The following is a 24,665-nucleotide window of genomic DNA, read 5'->3' on the forward strand; positions in this document are numbered from 1 at the left end:
CCGCGAGAGTCCGCCACGCAGGCGTGGACGGGCGTCCCGCCGGGGCCCGCCACGCACGTGGGCCCTCCGGGCTTGCGCGGGGGGCCGGCAGCCCGGAGGGTCGGTGCCATGAAGGCGATCAGCTACAGCCGGTACGGCGGACCCGAGGTGCTGGAGTACGGGGAGGTGCGCGAGCCGAAGATCGGACCCGACGCCGTGCTGGTGAGGGTGCGGGCGGCCGCCGTGAACCCCGTCGACTGGAAGTGCCGCGAGGGCTACCTCGACGGCATGATCGAATCCGTCTTCCCGGTGGTGCCCGGCTGGGACATGTCCGGCGTGGTGGTCCGGCCCGGCGTGTCCGTCACCGAGTACGCCGAGGGGGACGAGGTCATCGGATACGTCCGGGAGGACTTCCTCTCCCGCGGCACCTTCGCCGAGTACGTGGCCGCGCCCGTGCGCACCCTCGCCCGCAAGCCGCAGCGCCTGTCCTTCGAGGAGGCCGCCGGGCTGCCGCTGGCCGGGCTGACCGCCTACCAGGTGCTGGTCAAGGCGCTCGGCGTCAAGCGCGGCGAGACGGTGCTGGTGCACGCCGCGGCCGGCGGCGTCGGCTCGATCGCGGTGCAGCTCGCCCGCCACTTCGGCGCCCGCGTGATCGGCACGGCGAGCGAGCGCAACCACGACTTCGTCCGGAAACTGGGCGGCGAACCGGTGAGCTACGGCGAGGGGCTGGCCGACCGGGTGCGGGGGCTGGCGCCCGAGGGCGTCGACGCGGCCTTCGACACCGTCGGCGGCGACGCGCTCCAGGCCTCCGTGACCCTGCTCGCGCCCGGCGGCCGGCTCGCCTCGATCGCCGACCCGGAGGTGCTGGCCTACGGAGGCCGCTACTTCTGGGTCCGCCCGGACGCCGACGACCTGCGCAAACTGTCGGACCTGGCCGAGCAGGGCGTGGTCTCGGTGCACATCGACGAGACGTTTCCGCTGGAGCGGGCGGCGGACGCCCACCGCCGCAGCCAGGAGGGCCGCACCCGGGGCAAGATCGTGGTCACGGTGGGGGACTGAGGCCGGCCGGCCCGGAGCCGCCTAGAGCACCAGCGCCGTGGCGCAGACCGCCATGCCGGCCGTGCACAGGACCGCCGCCGTCGCGAGGCGCGCCGGCATCGGGCGGGGGCGGCCCGTCGACGCGAGCAGGCGGATGCGCTGGTGCGCGACGAGCAGGAAGCCGATCCACAGCACGCAGCACAGGGCGGCGGCGACGACGGCCGCCGCCGACGCCCCGCCGTGCAGCGCGGCCCGCACCGCGAGCACGGCCGCGACCGTCCACGCCAGGGTCGTACGGCGCCAGGCGAGCCGGGTCCGCTCGGGCTGCAGCCCGGGGTCGCGGTCGGACGGCCGCGCGGGGTCGGGCTCCGGCCGCCGTCCGGGGCCGGGCCCGGGCTCTTCTCCCGGGTCCCGCTCGGGTCCCGGGTGGTGGCGGTCGTCGTTCATCCCTCCCACCCGATGAGCACGACGACGACCATCGCCACGGCGACGACGGCGATGACCAGGCTCAGGACGACCGGGAACCGCGACACCGGCAGGTCCTCCCCGCGGCGCATCGCGCGCTCGCAGCGCACCCAGTGGTTGATCGCGCGCAGCGCGCACAGCACACCCGCGGCCAGCAGCGCGAGCGCCAGCCCGACCCGCCAGCCCCAGCGCAGGTCGGGCAGGAACTGGTCCACCGCGAAGCCGCCGCCGATCAGCGCGAGCGCGGTGCGCAGCCAGGCCAGGAAGGTGCGCTCGTTGGCCAGCGAGAACCGGTAGTCGGGTGTCCCGCCCTCCTGCCGCACCCGCTCCGGCGCGAACCACAACCGCACGTTCCGCACAAGCTCGATCACGTGCAGGACCCTATCCCCACGGGTGACCCGGTCCGGCTCAGCCCGCCGCCCGGTGGGCCGCCAGACGTGCGTGGGCGGCCAGGCCGTCCGGGACCCACTCCCACGAGTCCAGGCGGGCGCGCAGGTCGTCCTCGGTGAGGAAGTCGTGCCAGGCGACCTCCTCGGGCTGGGGCCGCACCTCGGTGGTGCAGCGGACCTCGTAGACCGCCGACCACCAGCTGTGGCCGGCTCCGTCGTCGTACAGGAACTTGAACAGGTACGTGGGCCGGGGCAGGTCCGGCACGCCCAGTTCCTCCTGGGCCTCGCGCAGGGCCGCGTCGTCGTAGGACTCGCCGGCGCCGACGACCCCGCCGACGAACATGTCGTACCGGGAGGGGAAGACCAGCTTGGCCGGGGTGCGGCGGTGGACGAAGATCCGGCCGTCCGCGTCCCGGGCCTCGATGAACACGCACCGGTGGCGCAGCCCGCGCGCGTACGCCTCGCCGCGCGGCGACTGCCCGACGACCCGGTCGTTCTCGTCGACGATGTCGAGGATCTCGTCAGCAGGGTTCATGGCCCCATCCAAGCAGGGGCGGCCGACCGGGCGGCGATCAGCGTCCCTGGAGCGCGTCCACCCGTTCCTCGCCCGCCGTGCCGCGCGGCAGGCAGGGGTGCAGCCCCAGCAGGACGATGCCCGCGACGATCGCCGCGAGGCCCGCCGCCTCCCAGGCCAGGGCGCCGGTGCCGGTGTGCAGGCGGTCGCCGAGGAAGCCGACGCCGCAGGCGATGCCGGCCAGCGGCTGGGCGGCGGTCAGCGCGGGCAGCGACATCCGCAGCGGCGCCGTCTCGAACGCGCTCTGGACGAGGACCAGGCCCGTGACGCCGAGCAGCAGCACCCCGTACGGCTGCCAGCCGGTGAGCACCTCGCTGAGGCCGCCGTCGGCGAAGCGCTGGCCGCAGACCCGGGTCAGGGCGTCCTGGACGCCGTAGAGCAGTCCGGCCGCGAGGGCCAGCAGCATCGGGCCCCGGCTCAGCCGGGAGCGCCCGGCGAAGGCGGCCAGCGCCAGGGCCGTACCGGACATCGCCCCGATGATCACCCAGTGGCGCACCGGGTCGGTCACCGCGCTGCCGCCGCGGGGCTCGCCGGCCAGGATGAACGCGCTCACCCCGCCCGCCAGCAGCGCCAGTCCGGCCCAGCCCTGACGGCCCAGCGGCTGCCGGGTGCGGTGCCGGGAGAGCGCCAGCGCGAACAGGAGATTGGTCGCCAGCAGCGGTTCGACCAGGGACACCTCGCCCCGGGCGAGCGCGATCGCGCCGAGGACCATGCCGGCCACCATCAGGGCGAGCCCGCCCAGCCAGCTCGGCACCCGGATCAGGTCCAGCAGCAGCCGGGGGGAGAGGAAGTCGCCGAGCGGGGCCCGCTGCGCGGCACTCTGCTGCAGTACGAAACCGAACCCCAGACAGCACGCGGCACTCACGGCGAGGACAAGAACCAGAACCGACACGCTGCGTACCTCGATCGTCCGGTCGGGTCACGGGGGCGTGAGGCCCGACTCTAGCGCCCGCCGCCCCTCGGTACCCCCGAGTACACGCAACGGTGCCTGTGCGCGTACCCGCGCCGGGCGGTTCCAGTCGGGGGGGGGCCGGCCGGGGCCGCCGGTTCGGGTGGGGCCCGGCGGTTCCGTCCGGGCCCGGTGTTCCACCCGGCCGCCGCGCCGGACTCCCGGGCCCTCGACGGCCGCGTCCGCCTCCGGCATACGGCCCGGAGCGACCGGGGCGGCCTGCGGCGCCCGGCGCCACTGCCTCCGGCCCCCGGCCCGGCGTGACCGCATGCGGCTTGCGGTGCCCTTGACGGCCGCGTCCGCCTCCGGCGTGCGGCCCGGCGCGTCCGGGGCGGCCTGCGGCGCCCGGCGCTACTGACTCCGGCACCGGCCCGGCGCGACCGCATGCGGCTTGCGGTGCCCTCGACGGCCGCGTCCGCCTCCGGCGTGCGGCCCGGCGCGTCCGGGGCGGCCTGCGGCGCCCGGCACGACTGCCTCCGGCACCGGCACGACTGCCTGCGGCGCCCGGCACGACCGCCTCCGGCGCCCGGCACGGCGCGACCGGACGCGGCATGGCCGCCCGGCACGACCGTTTGCGGCTAGGCGCCGGGACGGCCGCAGACGGCGCCCGGCCCGGCCCGCCGGCTGCGGCGTGGGGCGCCTGGCACGACCGCGCGCGGCTACCGGCGCCGAGACGGCCGCACGCGGCTTCCCCCCGTCCAGGACGGCCGCACGCGGCTTCCCCCCGTCCAGGACGGCCGCATGCGGCTTCCCCCCGTCCGGGACGGCCGCACGCGGCTTGCGGCGCCCGGCGCGACCGCCTCCGGCGCCCGGCCCGGCGCACCGGCTGCGGCTTGCGGTGCCCGGCACGCGGCGTCCGGTCGGCACCCGGCACGCGGCGTCCCCCGTCGGCTTCCGGCACCCGGCACGCGGCGTCCCCCGTCGGCTTCCGGCACCCAGCACGTGGTGACCCCCGTCGGCTCCCGGCGCCGGCACCCCGCTTCCGGCTCCCGGCGTCCTCCACGCCCCCCGCGCCCCCCCAGCCACCCCTCCCGCCCCCTCCGGCGTTCAAATCCCGCCGTCCGGAGGTCAGTTGACGCGTGTCAGATGGCCGGTGGCCCTTGACGTGCATCGCTCAGTAAGGGTTGGCTGTGCGTGATCGAACGGTGGCAGGTGCATGCCGTCCGCGCGGAGGTGCCCGACCAGCCCTCCCCTCGCGGACCGCCACGACGCACGAAGTACACGGAACACGAGGTAGCCCCGCGGTGCCCCCACCACCCCCGCCTCCCCTGGGCCGCGGCCGCAGACGCGCCGCGCACGCCTTCGACGCCGCCCTCGACGACACCGAACTCGCCACCACCCGCGCCGCGTTGGCGCAGGGCCGGTGGCAGTCCGTGCGCTCGCTGCTCGCCCGCACCGGCGACGACCTCGACCGCCGCGGCCACCGGGTCGTCGTCCTCGCCGCCGAGTCGTACACCGCCGCCTGGGCCACCGACTGGCTCCTGGCCGAACCCGACTCCGCCGACGCCGCCGTGCTGCTCGCCGCCGCCCGCGTCCAGCGCGCCCTGCACGGCAAGGACAAGCCCGCCGCGGCCCGCGAGGCCTGCCGCGCCGCCGCCGCGCTCGCCCCGGCCGATCCCACCCCCTGGCTGGTGCTGCTCCTGCTGGAGCGCACCCACGGCGACGACACGGAGTTCGTCCGCACCTTCGAACAGGTCCGCGCCCGGCACGCCGACCACCACCACGCCCACCACCTGATGACCGCCCGCCTCGCCGAACGTCGCCCCGACGCCGGCCCCGACCCGCTGCACGAGGTGTACGACTTCGCCGCCTGGGCCGCCGAGCAGGCACCCGCCGACTCCCCGCTGGCCATGCTCCCGGTCGTCGCGCACGCCGAGCGCTACCGCGTGCTCGCCGGCGCCGGTTTCGAGCCCGCCGACCCGCTCGCCTCCGGCCACTGGACGGGCCGCCGCGCCCGGCAGGTGATGAAGGCCGCCTTCGACTGGTGGCTGGAATGGGAGCACGAGGACCACCCCCGGCGCCTGGTCGACCTCAACTACCTCGCCCACGCCAAGGTCTGCGAGGGCCGCGGCGCCGAGGCCGCCGCCCTCTTCCACCGCATCGGCGACCACCCCACCCCCGAGCCCTGGTCCTACCCCGACCGCGACCCCCACTCCGCCTTCCGTGCCGCCCGCGACCGCGCCCTCGGCACGGGCTGACGTACGCCGCCGCCGGCCCCCGCACCGGCGAGCGGCACCGCGCCCCCGCCCCCGAAAGGACCTCGCATGACCACCGGAAGTCCCCGCACCGGCAGACCCGCCGCCGGGTCCATCCCCACCTACCTCGGCTCCGACCGGGCCCTGCGCGCCGACCGCCTCGGCACCTCCGGTCTGCTGCTGTCCGTGCTCGCGGCGACCGCCCCGCTCATGGTCGTCGCGGGCGTGATGCCGACGACGTACGCGGTGATGGGCATCGTCGGCCAGCCGCTGCTGTTCGTCGCGCTGGGCGTGGTGCTGGTCCTCTTCAGCGTCGGCTACGCCGAGATGAGCCGGCACGTGCACAACGCGGGCGCCTTCTACGCCTACATCGCCCGCGGCCTCGGCGGGACCGCCGGCGCCGGCGCCGCCCTGGTCGCCCTCGTCGCCTACAGCGCCCTCCAGGTCGGCATCTACGGCATCTTCGGCTTCGAGGTCTCGGGGCTGCTGGACACCTACGCCGACGTCACGATCGCCTGGTGGATCCCGGCGCTGGCGGCCGTGGCCGTCGTCGGCGCGCTCGGCTGGCTGAAGATCGACGTCAACGCGCGCGTGCTCGGCGTCCTCCTGGTCATCGAGGTCGCCCTCGTCGTCGTCTTCGACGTCGCGGCGATCTCCGACCCCGGCAAGGAGGGCCTGTCCCTGCACGCCTTCGACCCCGGCACCCTCACCGGCGCCGGCGTCTCCACCGCCCTGTGCTTCTGCATCGCCGCCTTCACCGGCTTCGAGCAGGCCCCCGTCTACGCCGAGGAGACCAGCCGGCCGCACGTCCTGGTGCCGCGCGTGATGTTCCTCGCCGTCGGCTCGGTCGCGGTGTTCTTCGCGATCAGCTCCTGGGCGCTCACCGTCGCCACCGGCCCCTCCGCGATCGTCGGCACCGCGCAGAAGGAGAGCGCCGGTCTGCTGTTCACCCTCACCGAGTCCCGGCTCGGCGCGACCTTCACCGACATCCTGCACGTGCTGTTCGTGACCGGCATGTTCGCCGCCACCCTCAGCTTCCACAACGTCGTCGCCCGCTACGCCTTCGCCATGGGCCGCGAGGGCCTGCTGCCGCGCGCCTTCGGCCGCACCACCGGCGCGAGCGGAGCGCCCGGCACCGGCTCGCTGCTGCAGACCGCCGTCTCCGCCGCGGTCGTGATCGCCTTCGCCGCCACCGACGGCAAGCCCGCGGGCGACCCGACCGCGCCCGTGCTGCACCTGTTCACCTGGTGCGGCAACCTCGGCGCGCTCGGCGTGATCCTGCTGATGGCCGCCGCCTCGCTGTCCGTGATCGTCTTCTTCGTCCGGCGCGGCGCCGCCCGCGCCCAGGCCTGGCGGCTGGTCACGTCCGCGCTGGCCGGGCTCGCGCTGCTGGTGCTCGCCGGGTACACGGTGAAGGACTTCGACGTCCTGGTCGGCGCCGGTCCCGGCTCCGCCCTGAGCTGGGCGCTGCCCGCGGTGATCGGCCTCGCCCTGGTCGCCGGCCTCGTCCTCGGCCTGCTGCTGCGCTCCCGCAGCCCCGAGCGCCACGCCCGCATCGGTCTCGGCAACGAGGCGTTCCAGCTGGACAAGGCGGCGGCCACGGCCGGCGCCGCCGACCAGCACGGATGACGGAAGTCTGACGCGCACCCGTGAACCCTTCTCCCCGGGGGTCCACGGGTGTTCGAATGAAGAGGTGAACCCCGAACCCCCACCTCCGCCCGGTCCGTCCGACCGCGACCGGGAGGGCCGGCCCATCGGCCGCCGCGTCCTGCTCGGCACGCTGGGTCTGGGCGCGCTGGGCGTGTTCGCCGCGCCGACGCTGCAACGCGGACTGGAGTCCGTCCTCAGCGGCGACCCCACCGGTCTGACCGGACTGCTGCCCAACGGCGGCGGCTTCCGCTACTACTCCGTCGCCGCGTCCGTCCCGCACCGCGACGCCCGCACCTACCGCCTCAGCATCGACGGCCTCGTCGACCGCCCCCGCCGCTACACGCTCGCCGAACTGCGGGCGCTGCCGCAGACCCGGCTCGTGCGCGACGTCCAGTGCGTCACCGGGTGGCGGGTGCCGGGCACCCCCTTCGAAGGCGTACGGCTGTCGCGGCTGCTGGACGCGGCCGGGGTGCGCCCCACCGCCCGGGCGATCCGCTTCACCTGCTTCGACGGCACCTACAGCGAGTCCCTCTCCCTGGACCAGGCCCGCCGCCCCGACGTCCTGGTCGCGCTGCGCATGCAGAACAAGGACCTGGGGCACGCGCACGGCGGCCCGGTCCGGCTGTACGTGGCGCCGATGTACTTCTACAAGTCCGCCAAGTGGCTCTCCGGCATCACCGTCACCGACGAGGTGAGGCCGGGCTACTGGGAGGAGCGGGGCTACGACGTCGACGCCTGGGTCGGCCGGTCGAACGGACGCGGCGATGAGCCTACGAGCTGACGCGCCCGCCCCGGCCGCCGCACACGTACGGCGCTTCAGCCGGGCCGAGCGCTGGATCCACCGCACGACGGCCGCGCTGATGGGCGTGTGCGTGGTGACCGCGGCCTTCCTGTACATCCCGCAGCTCGCCGAACTCGTCGGCCGCCGCGAACTCGTGGTCCGCGTCCACGAGTGCGCCGGCGTGGCGCTGCCCGTGCCGGTCCTGCTGGGCCTGGCCTCGCGGGCCTTCCGCGCCGATCTCGGCCGGCTCAACCGGTTCGGCGTCCACGACCGCCGCTGGCTGCTCGCCGCCGTCAGCCGCGACAAGCGGCGCACCTCCCGTCCGGCGGGCAAGTTCAACGCGGGACAGAAGATCTACGCGGCCTGGATCGCCGGGGCGACGCTGGTGATGCTGGGCACCGGGCTGCTGATGTGGTTCACCCACCTCACCCCGCTGCGCTGGCGCACCAGCGCCACCTTCGTGCACGACTGGCTGGCCCTGACCGTCGGCATCGTCCTGGCCGGCCACATCGGGATGGCCCTGGGCGACCCGGAGGCCCGGCGCGGACTGCGCACCGGGCTGGTCAGCGAGGAGTGGGCCGAACGACACCACCCGCTGTGGCGGCCGTAGCCACAGCGGGTGGAGGTGGCCGGAGCCACGGTCGGTGTCCCATGGGGGACAGCCCTCTGTACCGGCGTCCCGCGGGGGCGGCCCTCACTGCCGCCGCCCCCGCGGGACGGCCCTATATGACGAGCGACAGGAGCAGGACCAGGCCGCCCGCGACCACCGAGATGATGGTCTCCATGACCGACCACGTCTTGACCGTCTGACCGACGCTCAGCCCGAAGTACTCCTTCACCAGCCAGAAACCGGCGTCGTTGACATGGCTGAAGAAGAGGGAGCCCGCGCCGACGGCGAGGACGAGCAGCGCCGTGTGCGTGGTCGACATGTCCGCCGCCAGCGGGGCGACCAGACCGGCCGCGGAGACCGTGGCGACCGTGGCCGAGCCCGTGGCCAGCCGGATCGCGACGGCGATCAGCCAGGCCAGCAGCAGCGCCGGGATGTTCCAGTCCTTGGAGACGTCCAGGATCATCTGGCCCACGCCGGTGTCGATCAGCGTCTGCTTGAAGCCACCGCCCGCGCCGACGATCAGCAGGATGCCGGCGATGGGCGCGAGGCCCTTCTCGACCAGCGGCGTCAGGCGCTCCTTGCCGAACCCGGCGGGCCGCAGCAGGGTGAAGATGCCGAGCAGCACGGCGGCGAGCAGGGCGATCAGCGGGGAGCCGACCACGTCGAAGACGCGCTGCACGGTCGCCTCCGGGTCGTCGACCGTGATGTCGACCAGGGCCTTGGAGAGCATCAGGACGACCGGCAGCAGGATGGTGACCAGCGTCGCGCCGAAGCCGGGACGGGTCTCCAGCTCCTCGGAGGCGCGCTGCGGGATCATGCGGTCCGGCGCCGGGACGTCCACCCAGCGGGCGGCGACCTTGGAGAACACCGGACCGGCGATGATCACCGTGGGGATGGCGATCAGGACGCCGAGCGCGAGGGTGACGCCGAGGTTGGCCTTGACCGCGTCGATCGCGACCAGCGGGCCGGGGTGCGGCGGGACCAGGCCGTGCATCACGGACAGGCCGGCCAGCGCCGGGATGCCGATGCGCATCAGCGAGTAGTTGCCGCGCTTGGCCACCATCAGCACGACCGGGATCAGCAGGACGACGCCGACCTCGAAGAACAGCGGCAGGCCGATCACGGAGGCGATCAGCACCATCGCCCACGGCATGGCACGCCCGCCGGCCTTGGCGAGGATGGTGTCGACGATCTGGTCGGCGCCGCCGGAGTCGGCGAGCATCTTGCCGAGGATCGCACCGAGGGCGATCAGCACGCCCACACCGGCGACGGTGCCGCCCAGTCCGGTGGTGAAGCTGGTGATGACCTTGTCCAGCGGAGCTCCGGCGACCGCGCCGAGGGCGAGCGTTCCGAGCGTCAGGGACAGGAACGCGTGGAGCTTGAACTTGGTGATGAGCAGGACGATGACGGCGATGCCCACCAGCACGGCGATGCCCAGCTGGGCGTGGCCGGCCGAGGTGATCGGCTCGACTTTGTCCGCTGCCAGCATCTCGACGCTGAGTCTGGTCACGGGGGTTCCCTTGCGGTTACGGGGGATGGGGGATGGACGGGGCCCCGCACGGCCCACGAGGGGACCGGGCCGTGCGTGACCCCGGGGGAGGGGGGTGTGTTACCGGGTCGTCGGCTCGGGCAGCGCTTCCAGAGCGGTGACGGCCCGCTCGGTGATCTGCTCCGGGCCGCCCTCGACGTCGACCTCCACGCCCGCCTCGTCCGCCTCGAGCGGCTGCAGCGTGGCGAACTGGGAGTCGAGGAGTGCCGTGGGCATGAAGTGACCCTGGCGATGGGACATCCGGTCGGCGATGAGGTCGCGGTCCCCGGTCAGGTGCACGAACACCAGCCCGGGCGCGGCGGCGCGCAGCCGGTCGCGGTACGACCGCTTCAGCGCCGAGCAGCTGACCACCCCGCCGAGCCCTTCCCGGCCGTCGGCCCAGGAGCCGATGGCGTCCAGCCACGGCCACCGGTCCTCGTCGGTGAGCGGGATCCCGGCCGTCATCTTGGCGATGTTGGCCGCGGGGTGGAAGTCGTCGCCTTCGGCGTACGGGACGCCGAGCCGGGCGGCCAGCAGGGGACCGATGGTGGTCTTGCCGGTGCCTGCCACGCCCATGATCACGACGACGTGGGGGGTGTTCATCGCTGCCTCGCTGTCTTCGTCGACACGTTGATGCCGGGCTACTGAAACCCATTAGGTACGACGAATTCAAGAGTCTGTGGCAAATAAGTCTGACTTTTTGTTCCCGTGATCCGCCCCGTACTCTGTGTGCATGACCACTCCGGGCCGGGGGCTGCACGGCCATGTACTGGACACCCTCGGCCCCGCGATCACCGCGGGCGAGTACCCGCCGGGGAGCGTTCTGCGCACCGACGAGCTCGCCCAGCGCTTCGAGGTGTCACGCTCCGTGATGCGCGAGGCGGTCCGGGTCCTGGAGTCGATGCACCTGGTGGAGTCACGCCGGCGGGTGGGCGTGACCGTGCGCCCGAAAGCCGAGTGGAACGTCTACGACCCGCAGGTCATCCGCTGGCGCCTGGCCGGCGCGGACCGGCCGCACCAGCTGCGTTCGCTGACGGTGCTGCGCTCGGCGGTCGAGCCGGTCGCCGCGGGCCTCGCCGCCCGGCACGCCACGGCCGAGCAGTGCGCGGAACTCACCGAGTGCGCGCTGGGCATGGTCGCCCACTCGCGCGGCCATCAGCTGGAGGGGTACCTGCTGCACGACGTGGCCTTCCACCGGGTGATCCTCACCGCCTCCGGCAACGAGATGTTCGCCCGCCTCGGCGACGTCGTCGCGGAGGTCCTCACCGGCCGTACGCAGCACGAGGTCATGTTCGAGGACCCCGACCCGGCCGCCGTCACGCTGCACGTCCGGGTCGCGGAGGCCGTGCGGGCGCGGGACGCCGAGCGGGCGGAGGAGCTGACCCGGGAGATCACGGTGGGGGCGCTGCAGGAGCTGGACATCCTCGCGCCCTGAGGGGCTATGCCTCGGGGAAGTCCCCGTCGACGTACACCCACGCGCCGTCGACGCGCTCGAAGCGGCTGTGCTCGTGCAGCGATCCGCCCTGGTAGGTGGCGCGGAAGGTGACGGTCCCGGTGGAGTGGAAGGCCGAGCCGTCGCTCGTGCCGAGGATCTCCAGACCCGTCCACCGCATCCGCGGGTCCAGCTCCAGCTCGGCGGGCCGGGTGCGCGGATGCCAGGTGCGCAGCAGATAGCCGGTGTCCCGCACGACGAAGGCGCTGTACCGCGAGCGCATCAGCGCCTGTGCGGTCGGCGCGGCCGCCTCACCCCGGTGGTAACGGCCGCAGCAGTCCGCGTACTTCTCGCCCGACCCGCAGGGGCAGACGGTGGGCGTGGCGGTGGGGGGCGCCGGGCGGCGAGGGGTGCGGCGGGACATGGGGGTCATTATGGGCCACGGGGTGGGGCGGGTGGTGGCGGTGGTGCCGGGGCGGCGCCGCGGCCGTCTCGCCGTCCGGCGCGCGCGGGGGTGAGTTCGCCCCTGCCGCCCCTGCCGCCCCGCCCCTGCCCGTCCGCCCCTGCCCGTCCCGTCCCCCGGGGCTCCGCCCCCGGACCCCCGTTCGCGCCGTTCCCCGCGCCCCGTCGGGGCACGGGGACCTGTCGAGAGTCAGGCCGTGTCGGCCGGCGGGCGGCGGGCGAGGAGGAGGGCTGCCAGGAGCGCGGCGGCGCAGGAGGCGCCGGCCACGACCCACAGCGCGCTGTGCACGCCCGCCGTGAACGCGCTCGCCACCGCGTCCGTGATCGGCTGCGCGGAGCGGCCCTTGGCGCTGCCGCCGGTGCGGGCGACCTCGACCACCCGGTCGGCGACCTGCGGCGGGACCCGGCGGCCGGCGAGTCGGGCCGGCAGGACGTCGAGGAAGCGGACCGCGAGGACGGCGCCCAGCACCGCCGTCGCCAGGACCGAGCCGACCTGACGGAACGCCGTCACGGCCGAGGACGCCGCGCTCATCTTCTCGCCCGGCACCACCTCGAACGCGGCCGCCGTCGACGGCGCCACGACCAGACCGCTGCCCAGCCCCGCGAGGACCAGCCCGATCCCGGTCACCGGGTAGGCGCCGCCCGCCCGTTGCAGCAGCAGCACCAGCGCGGCCACCGTCGTCAGCGACGACCCCGCGGCCAGCAGCCGCCCCGCGCGCACCCGTCCGGCGAGCCGCTGCGCCCCGGCCGTCGCCGCCACGAACGCGAGCATCGCCGGCAGCAGCCGCACCCCGGTGCCGAGCGGCCCGACCCCCTGCACCCGTTGCAGGAACAGCACTTCGAGGAAGACCACGCCGACGAAGACGAACAGCGCCGCGGCCGCCACGCACAGGGCCGCCGCGTACCGCCCGTCGCGCATCATCCGCACGTCCAGCATCGGCAGCGGCGCGCGCAGTTCCGTGCGGACCAGCGCGGCGAGCGCGACGACGGCCACGACCAGGACACCCGCCACCACCGGGTCGCCGTACCCCGCGCGGCCGCCCACCGCGATGCCGTACACCAGCGCCGAAAGACCGATCACCGCCCACAGCTGGCCCGCCAGGTCCAGCGGCCGGCCCGGCACCCGGGACTCGGCCACCGCCCGCAGCGTGACCAGCACGGTGACCACCGCCAGCGGCGTGTTCACCAGGTACACCGCCCGCCACCCCGAGACCTCCAGCAGCGTCCCGCCGAGCAGGGGGCCCACCGCCAGGCCGACGCCGGAGACCGCCACCCACACCGAGATGTAGCGCAGCATGCGCGGCAGGTCGACGAAGAACGTCGTCGTGATGAGCGCCAGCGAGGTCGGCAGCACCAGCGCGCCGCCCAGACCGCTGATGCCCCGTCCGACCAGCACCTGCGGATAGCCGTGCGCGGACGCCACCACCAGCGACCCGGCGGCCAGCAGGACCACACCGGTCAGGAACACCCGCCGCCGCCCGAAGCGCTCGCCGAGCGCCCCGCCGGACAGCACGCAGGCCGCCACGACCAGCGTGTACGTGCTGGACACCCAGCTCAGGTCGGCGGGCGCGACCCCCATGTCCACCTGGAGCGCCCGCAGCGTCGAGATCGCCGCCGTCACCTCGATGAACGACATGAACAGTCCCAGGCAGGCGGCGAGCAGCACCAGCCGGGCGTACGGGATCACCGGTGCCGCGGGCGCCTCGGCGGGCGCGTCCGTCCCCTCCGAGTCCGCCGATACGGTGCTCACGCCGCCCGCCGTTCCTTCTCGGCCTGGTCCGCCAGGCGCCGTACCGCCTCGTCCCAGGCGATCGGCAGCCGGTCGCGCTCGGCGTGCCAGAACACGAACACCGAGCCCTTCATCCCCTTGCGCAGCGCGCGCGAGCGGGCGCCGTGCGGGTCCGTGTGCGCGAAGGTGTCCAGGGCCTCCTGGTCCCGCCACGCGGACAGCGTCCAGAACGTCCGCTTCAGCGGCTCCGCCCGCAGGGACGCGCCGATCAGCCCGGGCGACCGGCGGACCTGGCGGAAGACCACCAGGGACGTGAGGAAGAACCGGGGCACGCTCAGCAGCGAGCGCAGCTCGAACCGGGAGGCCATGACCACCGGCAGGTCCGGGGCCGCGCCGCCCTCGTCGGCCGGCGCACCACCGTCGGGTGCGGTACCGGGCATCCAGGGAATGGTCGGCATGGCAGGTCTTCTCCCCTCGGCGGGACGTTCCGTCATCCACCAGAGCGCCCGGCACGGCCGATCCGGACACCCCGGCAGGACGAATTCCGGCGCGAGGCCCGCGCGGTGCGCGCGACGGGCCGGAAGGGGCCCTTCGGCGGTGCGCCCAGCGGGCCGATCGAGGTCCTTCGCCGCGTGCGCGTCGCGGGCCGGAAAGGAGCCCGCGCGGTGCGCCGTGCGGCCGAACGAGGTCACCGCCGTGCACCCTGCGGGCCGGGGCGGTTCGCCGTGCACACCGCGGGCCGGGGCCGGACCTTGCGCCGTGTGCCCGAGGACCGGGGCCGGACCCTTCGCCGTGCGCCAGCGAGCCGGGGCCGGACCCTTCGCCGTGCGCCAGCGAGCCGGAGCCGGGCCCTTCGCCGTGCGCTCGCGGGCCCTTCGCCGTGCGTCCGAGGGCCGGAAGGGGCCCCCGTCCCACGCCACCGAAGCCGGCGCGGCAGCGCCCCCGTGCCGGCGAGCGGGCGGATCCGGACACTCCGTTCCGGCCGTCATCGAGGGATCCGATCGGGCCCTTCCCGCTGCCGATCGGCCGATTGACCCCCCGTCACGGCCCGGCCTACTGTTCCCGTGCGTTTCCGCCGAAGCACCGCGCGGACCGCCCCCTTCTCAGAGGTATCAGCCCTCTGCGCATCGGCCGTCGCCCCACCGCGACCGTTCCCCGAACCGTTCGAGCCGAGGTGCGCCCCTGCCATGACCATCCGTGTCGCTGTCGTCGGAGCCGGGATCTCCGGACTCTCCGCCGCCTACCATCTGCCGGACGACGTCCACGTCACCGTGTACGAGAGCCAGGACACCCCCGGCGGTCACGCCCACACCGTGGAGGTCGACGAGGACGGCCGGACCATCGGCGTCGACACGGCCTTCGTGGTGTTCAACGCCCGTACCTACCCGGACCTGAGCGCCTTCTTCGACAAGCTCGGCGTGGACGTCCTCGACCACACCGGCGGCTTCGACTTCTTCGACCTCGACCGCGGACTCGACTACGGAACCGCCGAGTTCGAGCTCACCGAGGAGGAGATCGCCGCCCGCTACCCCGCCGACTTCCTGCCGCTGTGGCGGGACGCCGAACGCTTCCACCGCGAGGCACCCCGCGACTTCCTGCGCAAACGCACCGACCTCTCGCTCGGCGACTACCTGGACCGCGGCGGCTACAGCGACGCCTTCAAATACGGCTACGTCGTGCTGCTCGCCACCGCCGTCTGGTCGGTGCCGGCCGAACTGATCTGGGAGATGCCCGCCACCACCGTCATCGCCTTCTTCATGTCCCACGACCCCGGCGGCCTCGGCGGCCGCTCCGTGGCCTGGAAGACGGTGGCCGGCGGCAGCGTCCGCTACGTCCGCCGGGTCGTCGACGCCCTCAACGGCACCGTCCGCACCGGCGCCCCGGTCACCCGGGTCCGCGAGGACGCCGACGGCGTCGTCGTCGCCACCGCGGCCGGCGAGGAACGCCACGACTACGCCGTCCTCGCCGCGCACGCCGACCAGAGCCTCGCCGTGCTGGAGAACCCGACGCCCTTCCAGGCCGACGTGCTCGGCACCGTCCGCTACAGCGCCACCCGGGCGATCCTGCACACCGACCCGGCCGCCATGCCGCCGCGCCGGGAGCGCTGGCAGAGCTGGAACTACGGCCTGAAGACCGTCGACGGCACGCCCCGCACCTGGGTCGCGTACTACATGAACGCCCTGCAGGGCTTCACCGCCGAGCGCGACTACTTCGTCACCCTGGACTCGCCGATCGTCCCGCGCGACGAACTCGTCGTGCGCGAGCTGCCGTTCACGCACCCCGTCATCGACCTGGACGTGCGCGCCATGCAGCGCACCATCCACGACGTCAACGCACCGGGCGGCCGGATCAAACTGGCCGGCTCCTACTTCCACGCGCCGCGCATCGGCGTCGACCTCATCGGCTCCCACGAGGCCGGATTCGTCTCCGGCCGCAAGGCCGCCGAGGCCGTCGCCCGCGAGCTGCACACCGAAGCGCACCGCACCGCCCACTGAGCGCACCGCACAGCGAACCGAGGGGGAACTCCCATGCCACGTGTCACCGCCGACGAAGCCCGCGCCTGGCTGACCGAGAAGCTCGCCGTCCGGCTCGGCGTCGACCAGGAACAGATCGACGCCGACCGCTACTTCGACGAGTTCGACCTCGACTCCACCGAGGCGCTCATCCTCGCGGGCGAGCTGGAGAAATGGCTCGGCTTCGAGCTGGAGGCCACGGCGCTGTGGTACCACCCCACCATCGCCGCCCTGTCCGAGCACATCGCCGAGGAGAGCGCCCGCCATGCCGCAGCGGCCTGACGCGGCGGCGCGGATGCGCCCGGCCGCCGAGCGGCCCCTGCTCACCCCCCTGCGCGCGGCGGCCCACCCGGCCGCCCGGCCGGTCGTCGCCGTCCACCCCGGCGCGCTGCCCCCCGCCGTGTGGCACGACCTCGCCGCCGCGCTCCCCGAGCACAGCACGCCGTACCTGTGCGACCTCGGCACCGTGCCGGCGTACGTCACCGCCGCACTGGACCCGGCCGCCCCGGTGCCCGGTGTCCGGGACCTCGCCGCGCGGTGCCTCGGCGAGCTGACCGCCGCCGGGCTGACCGACGGGCCCCTCACCCTCGTCGGCTGGTCCTTCGGCGGTGTCGTCGCCCTGGAGATCGCCGCCCGGCTCGACGCGCGCGGCGCGGGCCCGGTCACCGGCCTCGTCGTCCTGGACTCCATCGCACCCGTCGCCGCCTTCCAGCGCGCCGACGACCAGCTCGAGCCGCCCACGCTGCTCGGCTGGTTCGCGATGTACCTGGGCGCCCGGCGCGGCCACGACCTCACCCCGGCGCCGGGCGCGCTCGACGGGCACGGCGAGGACGACGGCCTCGACGTGCTGCTCGGCGCCGCCCTCGCCCAGGGCGTCCTGCCCGCCGGCACCGAACCGGCCGGACTGCGCAAGCTGTACACCGCCTTCCGCTCCGGCCTGCTGCGCAACAACCGGTGCACCGCCGGCTACCTGCCCGCCCCGCTGGACACGCCGATCACCCTGCTGAAGCCGCGGCGTTCGCTGCTGCCCGACAGCCCCGACCTCGGCTGGGAGCAGCTCGGCACCCGCCCGCTGCGCCGGATCGACGTGCCCGGCGACCACTACACGATGCTCCAGCAGCCGCGCACCGCGGCCGTGCTCGCCGCCCTGCTCGCCGCGCCGGACGCCGTCGCCCCCCGCACGGGCTGAGCGGCCCGCACCCCGCCACGGGCGACGACCGGACGCCCCGCCCGCACCCGCCACGCCGACGACCGGACGCCCCACCGCCCGCCGCCACGGACCGGACGACCGCAGCCCCCCGCGCCCCGACCCACTGCCGCACGCGACGCACGCGACGCGCAAGCCCCGAGAGGACCACCATCGTGCACTACTCACGTCTGGCCGAGACGCCGATCGCGATCGTCGGGTTGGCGGGCCTCTTCCCCAAGTCGCGCGACGTGCGCGAGTTCTGGCACAACATCGTCACCGCGGCGGACTGCATCGAGGACGTTCCCGCGAGCCACTGGAACATCCAGGACCACTACGACCCGGACCCGGCCGCCGAGGACAAGACCTACGTCCGGCGCGGCGGCTTCCTGCCCGAAGTGGCCTTCAACCCCATGGAGTTCGGGCTGCCGCCCAACACCCTGGAGGTCACCGACATCCTCCAGCTGCTGTCCCTGACCGTCGCCCGTGACGTGCTGCGCGACGCCGGGACGGACAGCGCCGACTGGTACGACCCCTCCCGCACCGGCGTCGTCCTCGGCGTCACCGGCGCCAACTCCCTCACCCAGCCGCTGTCCGCCCGGCTGCAGACACCCGTGCTCAAGGAGGTCGTGCGCAGCGTCGGCCTGAGCGAGGCCGACGCCGAGGAGATCGCCCGGCGGTTCAAGAAGGCGTACATCCCTTGGGAGGAGAACTCCTTCCCCGGCATGCTCGGCAACGTCGTCGCCGGCCGGATCGCCAACCGCTTCGACCTCGGCGGCACCAACTGCACCGTGGACGCCGCCTGCGCCAGCTCCCTGGCCGCCGTCAAGCTCGCGGTCAGCGAGCTCATCGAGGGCCGCGCCGACCTGATGCTCACCGGCGGCTGCGACGCCGAGAACACCATCCTGATGTACCTGTGCTTCAGCAAGACCCCCGCGTTCTCCAAGTCCCAGGTGATCCGCCCCTTCGACGAGTCCGCCGACGGCACCCTCATCGGCGAGGGCATCGGCATGCTCGCCCTCAAACGGCTCGCCGACGCCGAACGCGACGGCGACCGGATCTACGCCGTGCTGCGCGGCATCGGCACCTCCAGCGACGGCCGGTTCAAGAGCATCTACGCCCCGCGCGCCGAGGGCCAGCAGCTCGCCCTGCGCCGCGCCTACGAGGACGCCGACGTGCCCGTCGGCTCCGTCGAGCTGTTCGAGGCGCACGGCACCGGCACCGCCGTGGGCGACCACACCGAACTGTCCGCGCTGTCCACCGTCGTCGCCGCCGGCACCGACGAACGCGGCTACGCGGCGATCGGCAGCGTCAAGTCGCAGATCGGGCACACCAAGGCGGCCGCCGGCGCCGCCGGACTGATCAAACTCGCGCTCGCCCTGCACCAGAAGGTGCTGCCGCCCACCATCAACGTCGAGACGCCCAGCACCGCCGTCGACCCCGCCGCCACGCCGTTCTACGTCACCACCGAGGCCCGGCCCTGGGTCCTCGACCCCAGCCGCGGCCGCCGCCGGGCCGCCGTGTCCTCCTTCGGCTTCGGCGGCACCAACTTCCACATGGTCCTGGAGGAGCACACCGGCCAGGACAGCCCCGGCGTGCTCGGCCCGGTCGCCCACTGGGGCCTGTGGCACGCCGCGAGCCCCGAAGCGCTCGCCTCCCGCATCGAGAACGGCGCCGCCTCCGACACGCCCGGCGCCGTCCCCGAGGGCGACGCCCGGCTCGGCATCACCGCCCGCACCGAGGAGGAGTTCGCCGAGCTGCGCCGCACCGCCGCCGAACTGCTGCGCTCCCGCCCCGACGCCGCCGCCTGGCAGCACCCCAAGGGCATCACCTACCGCCGCACCGCGCTGCCCCGCACCGCCCGCACGGCCGCCGTCTTCGCCGGCCAGGGCAGCCAGTACGTCGGCATGGGCCGCGCCGCCGCCCTCGCGCTGCCGCCCGTGCGCGCCGCCTTCGACCGCGCCAACACGATCAGCGACGGCCCCGGCACCCTGGCCCGCACCGTCTTCCCGCCGCCCGTCTTCAGCGCCGACGCCCGCCGCGAGCAGGAAGCCGCCCTGCGCCGCACCGACATCGCCCAGCCCGCCATCGGCGCGCTCTCCTCCGGCCAGTACGCCTGGCTGCGCGGCCTCGGCTTCGCCCCCGACGGCGTCATCGGCCACAGCTTCGGCGAGCTGACCGCGCTGTGGGCGGCCGGCGCCCTCGACGACGACGCCTTCGCCGAACTCGCCCGCGCCCGCGGCCGCGCCATGGCACCGCCCGCGCACGCCGACGCCGGCTTCGACCCGGGCGCCATGGCCGCGATCCGGGCGACCCTCGCCGAGGTCCAGGGCCTTGTCGCCACCTACCGCAACGTCGCCATCTGCAACATCAACGCGCCCGGGCAGATCGTGGTCGGCGGCCCCACCGACGAGATCGACCGGCTCGTCGCCGACGCCTCAGCCCGGCGCGTCTCCGCCACCCGGCTGCCGGTCTCCGCCGCCTTCCACACCCGGTTCGTCGCCCACGCCGCCGACGCCTTCCGCGAGGCCGTCGACCGCACCGGACTCGGCGTGCCGTCGATCCCGGTGTACGCCAACACGCCCGGCGCCGCCTACGCCGAGGACGCCGCCGCCAACCGGCGCACCCTCGTCGACCAGCTGCTGCAGCCCGTCGACTTCGTCGCCGGCATCGAGCAGATGTACGCCGACGGCTTCCGCGTCTTCGTCGAGTTCGGGCCCAAGAGGGTGCTGACCGACCTCGTCGACCGCATCCTCGAAGGCCGCGCCGACGTGGTGACCCTCGCCGTGGACGGCGGCCCCACCCAGGACGGCGAGCTCACCCTGATGCGCGCCGCCCTCGAACTCGCGGTCCTCGGCCTGCCCGTCACCGGCCTCGACGCCCATGTCGCGCCCCGCCCCGAGCAGCCCGCCCGCAAGGGCCTCACCATCCCGCTGCGCGGCATCAACTACGTGACCGAGGACCGCCGTTCGGCTTACCGGCAGGCCCTGGCCGAGCCGGTCGAACTCACCGGCGTGACCCCGCGGCCCGCCGCCGCGGAGCCCGCCCCGGCCGGGGACGCCGGTTCGGCCGGGGACGCCGGTTCGGCCGGCACGGCGAGCCCGGGCGGCGGCGACACGCTGGAGGACGTCGTCCGCGAGGGCCTGGTGCTCCAGGCGGAGATCCTCACCCGCCACGCCGACACCGTGCACGCCTCGGTCCGCTCCCTGGAGGAGACCGTACGCGCGGGCGGCCGGCCCGACACCGAGGCCGCCCTGCGCCTCATCCGCGAACAGGGCGCGGCGATCGGCGCGGCCCACGAACGCTCCACCCGCCTGCTGCTGCGCGCCCTGCGGGACGACACGGCGGAGACGGCGACGCACGAGGAACCCGCGCCGGAGCCGGAGCCACAGCCGGAGCCCGTACGCGAGCCCGAGCCTGCGCCTGCTCCGGTGGCCTCCACCGACGCCGCTGTGCCCTCCGGGGTGATGGAGGCGCTGCTCGGGGCGGTGGCGGAGAAGACGGGTTACCCGGTGGAGATGCTGGAGCCGGGGATGGACGTGGAGGCGGATCTGGGGATCGACTCGATCAAGCGGGTGCAGATTCTGGGGGCGTTGCAGGAGACGTATCCGGTGTCGGAGGACGTGGACCCGGAGGTGCTCGCGGAGCTGCGGACGCTCGACGACATCGCCGGTTTCCTCGCTTCGACCGTCACGTCCGGGCCCGTACAGGCTCCCGCACCGGTGGCCTCCGCCGACGCGGCGGTGCCCTCCGGGGTGATGGAGGCGCTGCTCGGGGCGGTGGCGGAGAAGACGGGTTACCCGGTGGAGATGCTGGAGCCGGGAATGGACGTGGAGGCTGATCTCGGGATCGACTCGATCAAGCGGGTGCAGATTCTGGGGGCGTTGCAGGAGACGTATCCGGTGTCGGAGGACGTCGATCCGGAGGTGCTGGCCGAGCTGCGGACGCTCGACGACATCGCCGGTTTCCTGGCCTCGACCGTCTCCTCCGGTCCCGTACAGGCTCCCGCACCTGAGCCCGCGCCTGTCGCTTCTGCCCCGGAGCCCGAGCCCACACCTGCCCCTGCGCCCGTCGCCTCTGCCGTGATGCAGGCCCTCCTCGGCGCGGTGGCCGAGAAGACGGGTTATCCGGTGGAGATGCTGGAGCCGGGAATGGATGTCGAGGCCGACCTCGGGATCGACTCGATCAAGCGGGTGCAGATCCTGGGGGCGTTGCAGGAGACGTATCCGGTGTCGGAGGACGTCGACCCCGAGGTGCTGGCCGAGCTGCGCACGCTCGACGACATCGCCGGGTTCCTGGCCTCGACCGTCTCATCCGAGCCCATCCAGGTTCCCGCCCCCGTTGCTGTCGCTGCCCCCGAGCCCGAGCCCGAGCCGGCGCCCGCTCCGGTCGCCTCCGCCGACGCGGCGGTGCCCTCCGGCGTGATGGAGGCGCTGCTCGGCGCGGTGGCCGAGAAGACGGGTTATCCGGTGGAGATGCTGGAGCCGGGAATGGATGTCGAGGCCGACCTCGGGATCGACTCGATCAAGCGGGTGCAGATTCTCGGTGCGTTGCAGGAGACGTATCCGGTGTCGGAGGACGTCGATCCCGAGGTGCTGGCCGAGCTCCGCACGCTCGACGACATCGCCGGCTTCCTCGCCTCGACCGTCTCCTCCGCTCCGGCGGCCGCCGCTCCCGCCCCGGCGCCGTCCACCCCCGCCCCGCTCACCGTGACCTACCCGTCCGCCCCCGGCATCGGCCGTACCCATGCCGCGGTGACCTCGATCGCGCCGCCGCACACCCTCGTCGGGGCGTACGCAGAGGAGCGGACCGCCGTGCTCGTGGACGACGGGTCGGCGCTGACCCGGTCGCTCGCGGGAGCGCTGCGCGGGGACGGCTGGCGGGTGGAGGTCGTGGCGCTGCCCGGCAGCGACGCGGCCGTGCCCGAGGCGGACGCGGTGCGCCGGCTCGCCGGCTGGGACGAGTCCGAGCTCGCCGGCGCGCTGACGTCCGGCCGGGTCGACCTGGTCGTGCAGATGGCGGCCGACTCCGGTCAGGAGTGGGACGAGGGGGTGCGGCGCCTGGAGCACGCCCTGCTCGTCGCCAAGCACGCCGTGGCGCCGCTGCGGTCGGTCGCCGCGGCCGGCACCCGGGCCGCGTTCGTGGCCGTCACCCGGCTCGACGGGGCGAGCGGCTACCGCGGCGCCGGCGATGGCTCCCCGCTGCTCGGCGGGGTGAGCGGCCTGGTGAAGACCTTGCACGTGGAGGCGCCCGAACTCTTCGCCCGGACCGTGGACTTCGCGCCCGGCATGCCGCCCGCCACGGTCGGCGCCCGTTTCCTCGCCGAGATCGGCGACCTGTCCGCCGACCCCGCCGACGTGGCCCACGACCCCGCCGGCCGCCGTACGGTCGTCCCGGCCGAAGCACCGCCGGAGGCGCACGCGGCCGCCGTGGCCGAACCGACCGCCGACGACCTGCTGGTGGTCACCGGAGGCGCCCGCGGCATCACCGCCGACTGCCTGCACGCGCTGGTCTCCGCCCGTCCGGCCGGGCTGCTGCTGCTCGGCCGCAGCCGGCCCGCCCCCGAACCGGCCTGGGCCGCCGGCCTGGACGGCGCCGCGCTGAAGGGCGTGATCGCCCGGCGCATCAACGACAGCGGGGTGAAGGCGACCCCGCGCGCCGTGGAGGCCGAGTACCGCGAGATCACCGGGGCCCGCGAGATCGCCGCGAACCTCGCCCGCCTCACCGCTACCGGCGCCCGCGTCGAATACCTCGCCGTGGACGTCACCGACGCCGCCGAGGTGCGCCGCGCGCTGACCCCGTACGCGGGCCGGGTCACCGGTGTCGTGCACGGCGCCGGCGTCCTCGCCGACCACCTCGTCGTGCACAAGACGCCGGAGGAGATCCGCCGGGTGCTGGCCACCAAACTGCTGGGCCTCGGCAACGTCCTGGACGTGCTGCGGGGGATCGCCGAGCTGCGGCACATCGTGTTCTTCTCCTCGGTGGCCGGGTTCTTCGGCAACCGGGGCCAGTCCGACTACGCCATGGCGAACGAGGCGCTGAACCGGATCGCCGTACGCCTGAAGCGGGAGCTGCCCTCCGCGCGGGTCACCTCGATGAACTGGGGTGCCTGGGACGGCGGCATGGTCTCCGACGATCTGCGCGCGATGTTCGCCGAACGCGGTGTGGCGCTGGTGCCGCGGGAGACGGGCGCGGGGCTGTTCGCCGAGCAGTTCACGGCGGCGCGCGGCCACGACACGGTGATCGTCACCGGGCCGCTGACCCCGCTGTCCGCCCCCGCGCCCACGCAGGAGCCGGCGGCCGCCCCGCTGGTCGTCGACCGCACCCTCGGCGACCTGGCCGGCGACCCCCTGCTCGCCGACCACGCCATCGGCGGACGCCGCGTCCTGCCGGCCACCGCGGCGCTCGGCCTGCTGGCCCACGCCGTGGAGACCGCGAGCGGGCGGACGGTGACCGGGGCGAGCGGCTTCCGGGTCTTCAAGGGCGTCGCCTGGGACGAACCCGAGGCGACCTCCCCGCAGCGGCTGCGGATGTCCCTGGAGCCGGCCACGGGCACCGGCGGCCTCACGGCCCCGGCCGGCGCCGTCGACGTACTGGCCTCCTCCGCCGACGCCACCGGCCGCAGCCGGCCCGCCTACGGGGTGCGGCTGACCACCGCCGAGGCCGGGCAGCCGCCCGCCGACCGCGCCGACCTCGCCGCGCTGGCCCGCACGGCCACCCCGCGGGACGCGGCCCGGTTCTACCGCGACGGCACCCTCTTCCACGGCCCGTCACTGCGCGGCCTGCGCTCCGTCCTCGCGGCCGACGACGACCGCCTGCTGGTCCGCGCCCGGCTCGCCGACACCCGGCCCGCGCACGGCGGTTACCACGGCCGGCTGCTCAGCCCCGTCCTCGCCGATCTGCTGCTCCAGGCCGTCCTGGTGTGGGTGCGCGAGCGCCGCGGCCGGGCCTGCCTGCCCATGGAGATCGGGAACGCGGCCCTGTACGCCCCGCTGCCCTCCGACGAGGACTTCCTCGTCGCCGTCGAGGACATACGGCCCGGACGCACCGGCGTCACCTGCACGGTGACCGCCCTCGACCCGCGGGGCCGGGTCCTCGCCGTCCTCCGCGACGTCGTCGCCGTCGAGGACGCGGAACTGGACAGCCGGTTCGGCCGGGCCGACGCGGTCACGGTCTGAGGCCCGG

19 protein-coding genes are annotated in these 24,665 nt (G+C 74.8%); 10 read left to right on the forward strand and 9 right to left on the reverse strand.

Translation table 11 applies throughout. From position 1 onward, the window contains the following. The first annotated feature begins 108 nt into the window (after window positions 1–108). Window positions 109–1,038 (forward strand): NADP-dependent oxidoreductase, encoded by a 930-nt coding sequence (locus ACF1AL_RS12970; protein WP_366836197.1) that lies wholly within the window; start codon window positions 109–111, stop codon window positions 1,036–1,038. Between the two features lie 21 nt (window positions 1,039–1,059). Here ACF1AL_RS12970 and ACF1AL_RS12975 read toward each other — a convergent pair whose 3' ends face one another. Genes ACF1AL_RS12975 through ACF1AL_RS12990 form a run of 4 tightly spaced genes read right to left on the reverse strand, consistent with a single transcriptional unit; the run spans window position 1,060 to window position 3,337 of the window. Continuing rightward, a complete protein-coding gene (locus ACF1AL_RS12975; protein WP_391825933.1) occupies window positions 1,060–1,464 on the reverse strand; it encodes a DUF202 domain-containing protein in 405 nt (134 codons plus the stop codon). Continuing rightward, complete coding sequence (locus ACF1AL_RS12980; RefSeq protein ID WP_366836195.1) at window positions 1,461–1,853, reverse strand: DUF202 domain-containing protein; 393 nt, start codon at window positions 1,851–1,853, stop codon at window positions 1,461–1,463. Before ACF1AL_RS12980 ends, ACF1AL_RS12975 begins: the two co-directional genes overlap by 4 nt. Before the next feature lie 37 nt (window positions 1,854–1,890). Further along, window positions 1,891–2,406 (reverse strand): NUDIX hydrolase, encoded by a 516-nt coding sequence (locus ACF1AL_RS12985; protein WP_384207766.1) that lies wholly within the window; start codon window positions 2,404–2,406, stop codon window positions 1,891–1,893. A gap of 37 nt (window positions 2,407–2,443) precedes the next feature. Further along, the gene (locus ACF1AL_RS12990) at window positions 2,444–3,337 is read right to left on the reverse strand and encodes a DMT family transporter (protein WP_391780562.1); all 894 of its coding nucleotides are present in this window, start codon (window positions 3,335–3,337) and stop codon (window positions 2,444–2,446) included. Between the two features lie 1,301 nt (window positions 3,338–4,638). Here ACF1AL_RS12990 and ACF1AL_RS12995 point away from each other — a divergent pair. The 4 genes from ACF1AL_RS12995 to ACF1AL_RS13010 all read left to right on the forward strand — a co-directional run bounded on the left by ACF1AL_RS12995 (window position 4,639) and on the right by ACF1AL_RS13010 (window position 8,630). After that, complete coding sequence (locus tag ACF1AL_RS12995) at window positions 4,639–5,592, forward strand: hypothetical protein (RefSeq protein ID WP_391703124.1); 954 nt, start codon at window positions 4,639–4,641, stop codon at window positions 5,590–5,592. Between the two features lie 66 nt (window positions 5,593–5,658). Next, the gene (locus ACF1AL_RS13000) at window positions 5,659–7,218 is read left to right on the forward strand and encodes an APC family permease (protein ID WP_391703127.1); all 1,560 of its coding nucleotides are present in this window, start codon (window positions 5,659–5,661) and stop codon (window positions 7,216–7,218) included. A gap of 64 nt (window positions 7,219–7,282) precedes the next feature. Next, entirely contained in the window at window positions 7,283–8,020 is a 738-nt protein-coding gene (locus tag ACF1AL_RS13005; protein ID WP_391825934.1) for a molybdopterin-dependent oxidoreductase, read from the forward strand. Next, window positions 8,004–8,630, forward strand: coding sequence for a cytochrome b/b6 domain-containing protein (locus tag ACF1AL_RS13010; protein ID WP_366836188.1), 627 nt, complete (start codon window positions 8,004–8,006; stop codon window positions 8,628–8,630). Before ACF1AL_RS13005 ends, ACF1AL_RS13010 begins: the two co-directional genes overlap by 17 nt. A 112-nt stretch (window positions 8,631–8,742) precedes the next feature. Here the strand turns inward: ACF1AL_RS13010 and ACF1AL_RS13015 are convergent, their stop codons facing one another. Further along, a complete protein-coding gene (locus ACF1AL_RS13015) occupies window positions 8,743–10,140 on the reverse strand; it encodes a gluconate:H+ symporter (protein WP_366836187.1) in 1,398 nt (465 codons plus the stop codon). 99 nt (window positions 10,141–10,239) lie between these two features. Next, on the reverse strand, window positions 10,240–10,761 hold the full coding sequence (locus tag ACF1AL_RS13020; protein WP_391825935.1) for a gluconokinase: 522 nt from the start codon (window positions 10,759–10,761) through the stop codon (window positions 10,240–10,242). 130 nt (window positions 10,762–10,891) lie between these two features. Here ACF1AL_RS13020 and ACF1AL_RS13025 point away from each other — a divergent pair, with 130 nt between their 5' ends. Further along, window positions 10,892–11,593 (forward strand): FadR/GntR family transcriptional regulator, encoded by a 702-nt coding sequence (locus ACF1AL_RS13025; RefSeq protein ID WP_366836185.1) that lies wholly within the window; start codon window positions 10,892–10,894, stop codon window positions 11,591–11,593. Between the two features lie 4 nt (window positions 11,594–11,597). Here ACF1AL_RS13025 and ACF1AL_RS13030 read toward each other — a convergent pair whose 3' ends face one another. The 3 genes from ACF1AL_RS13030 to ACF1AL_RS13040 all read right to left on the reverse strand — a co-directional run bounded on the left by ACF1AL_RS13030 (window position 11,598) and on the right by ACF1AL_RS13040 (window position 14,221). Beyond that, window positions 11,598–12,014 carry a YchJ family protein gene (locus tag ACF1AL_RS13030; protein ID WP_391825936.1) on the reverse strand — a complete coding sequence of 139 codons (417 nt, stop codon included), beginning with the start codon at window positions 12,012–12,014 and terminating at the stop codon, window positions 11,598–11,600. 228 nt (window positions 12,015–12,242) lie between these two features. Continuing rightward, the gene (locus ACF1AL_RS13035) at window positions 12,243–13,802 is read right to left on the reverse strand and encodes an MFS transporter (RefSeq protein ID WP_391825937.1); all 1,560 of its coding nucleotides are present in this window, start codon (window positions 13,800–13,802) and stop codon (window positions 12,243–12,245) included. Further along, window positions 13,799–14,221: a DUF3291 domain-containing protein gene (locus ACF1AL_RS13040; protein ID WP_391821319.1), complete on the reverse strand. Its 423-nt coding sequence runs from the start codon at window positions 14,219–14,221 to the stop codon at window positions 13,799–13,801. Before ACF1AL_RS13040 ends, ACF1AL_RS13035 begins: the two co-directional genes overlap by 4 nt. 747 nt (window positions 14,222–14,968) lie before the next feature. On the opposite strand from ACF1AL_RS13040, the gene ACF1AL_RS13045 reads away from it, so the two are divergent. The 4 genes from ACF1AL_RS13045 to ACF1AL_RS13060 all read left to right on the forward strand — a co-directional run bounded on the left by ACF1AL_RS13045 (window position 14,969) and on the right by ACF1AL_RS13060 (window position 24,658). Next, window positions 14,969–16,276: an NAD(P)/FAD-dependent oxidoreductase gene (locus ACF1AL_RS13045; protein WP_391780567.1), complete on the forward strand. Its 1,308-nt coding sequence runs from the start codon at window positions 14,969–14,971 to the stop codon at window positions 16,274–16,276. Window positions 16,277–16,309: 33 nt separating this feature from the next. Further along, entirely contained in the window at window positions 16,310–16,576 is a 267-nt protein-coding gene (locus tag ACF1AL_RS13050; RefSeq protein WP_366836180.1) for an acyl carrier protein, read from the forward strand. Beyond that, window positions 16,560–17,483: a thioesterase domain-containing protein gene (locus ACF1AL_RS13055; protein ID WP_391821320.1), complete on the forward strand. Its 924-nt coding sequence runs from the start codon at window positions 16,560–16,562 to the stop codon at window positions 17,481–17,483. The genes ACF1AL_RS13050 and ACF1AL_RS13055 overlap by 17 nt, the downstream gene beginning before the upstream one ends. Before the next feature lie 173 nt (window positions 17,484–17,656). Then, complete coding sequence (locus tag ACF1AL_RS13060) at window positions 17,657–24,658, forward strand: SDR family NAD(P)-dependent oxidoreductase (protein ID WP_391825938.1); 7,002 nt, start codon at window positions 17,657–17,659, stop codon at window positions 24,656–24,658. Window positions 24,659–24,665: the final 7 nt, after the last annotated feature.

It is taken from the genome of Streptomyces sp. NPDC014801, from assembly GCF_043082085.1.
Classification (GTDB): Bacteria; Actinomycetota; Actinomycetes; order Streptomycetales; family Streptomycetaceae; genus Streptomyces.

Coding starts and splice junctions, on each gene's coding strand:
- ACF1AL_RS13045 (WP_391780567.1), top strand. CDS start 14,969: ATGACCATCCGTGTCGCTGTCGTCGGAGCCGGGATCTCCGGACTCTCC.
- ACF1AL_RS13020 (WP_391825935.1), bottom strand. CDS start 10,761: ATGAACACCCCCCACGTCGTCGTGATCATGGGCGTGGCAGGCACCGGC.
- ACF1AL_RS12985 (WP_384207766.1), bottom strand. CDS start 2,406: ATGAACCCTGCTGACGAGATCCTCGACATCGTCGACGAGAACGACCGG.
- ACF1AL_RS12970 (WP_366836197.1), top strand. CDS start 109: ATGAAGGCGATCAGCTACAGCCGGTACGGCGGACCCGAGGTGCTGGAG.
- ACF1AL_RS13010 (WP_366836188.1), top strand. CDS start 8,004: ATGAGCCTACGAGCTGACGCGCCCGCCCCGGCCGCCGCACACGTACGG.
- ACF1AL_RS13000 (WP_391703127.1), top strand. CDS start 5,659: ATGACCACCGGAAGTCCCCGCACCGGCAGACCCGCCGCCGGGTCCATC.
- ACF1AL_RS13050 (WP_366836180.1), top strand. CDS start 16,310: ATGCCACGTGTCACCGCCGACGAAGCCCGCGCCTGGCTGACCGAGAAG.
- ACF1AL_RS13030 (WP_391825936.1), bottom strand. CDS start 12,014: ATGTCCCGCCGCACCCCTCGCCGCCCGGCGCCCCCCACCGCCACGCCC.
- ACF1AL_RS13025 (WP_366836185.1), top strand. CDS start 10,892: ATGACCACTCCGGGCCGGGGGCTGCACGGCCATGTACTGGACACCCTC.
- ACF1AL_RS12975 (WP_391825933.1), bottom strand. CDS start 1,464: ATGAACGACGACCGCCACCACCCGGGACCCGAGCGGGACCCGGGAGAA.
- ACF1AL_RS13040 (WP_391821319.1), bottom strand. CDS start 14,221: ATGCCCGGTACCGCACCCGACGGTGGTGCGCCGGCCGACGAGGGCGGC.
- ACF1AL_RS13055 (WP_391821320.1), top strand. CDS start 16,560: ATGCCGCAGCGGCCTGACGCGGCGGCGCGGATGCGCCCGGCCGCCGAG.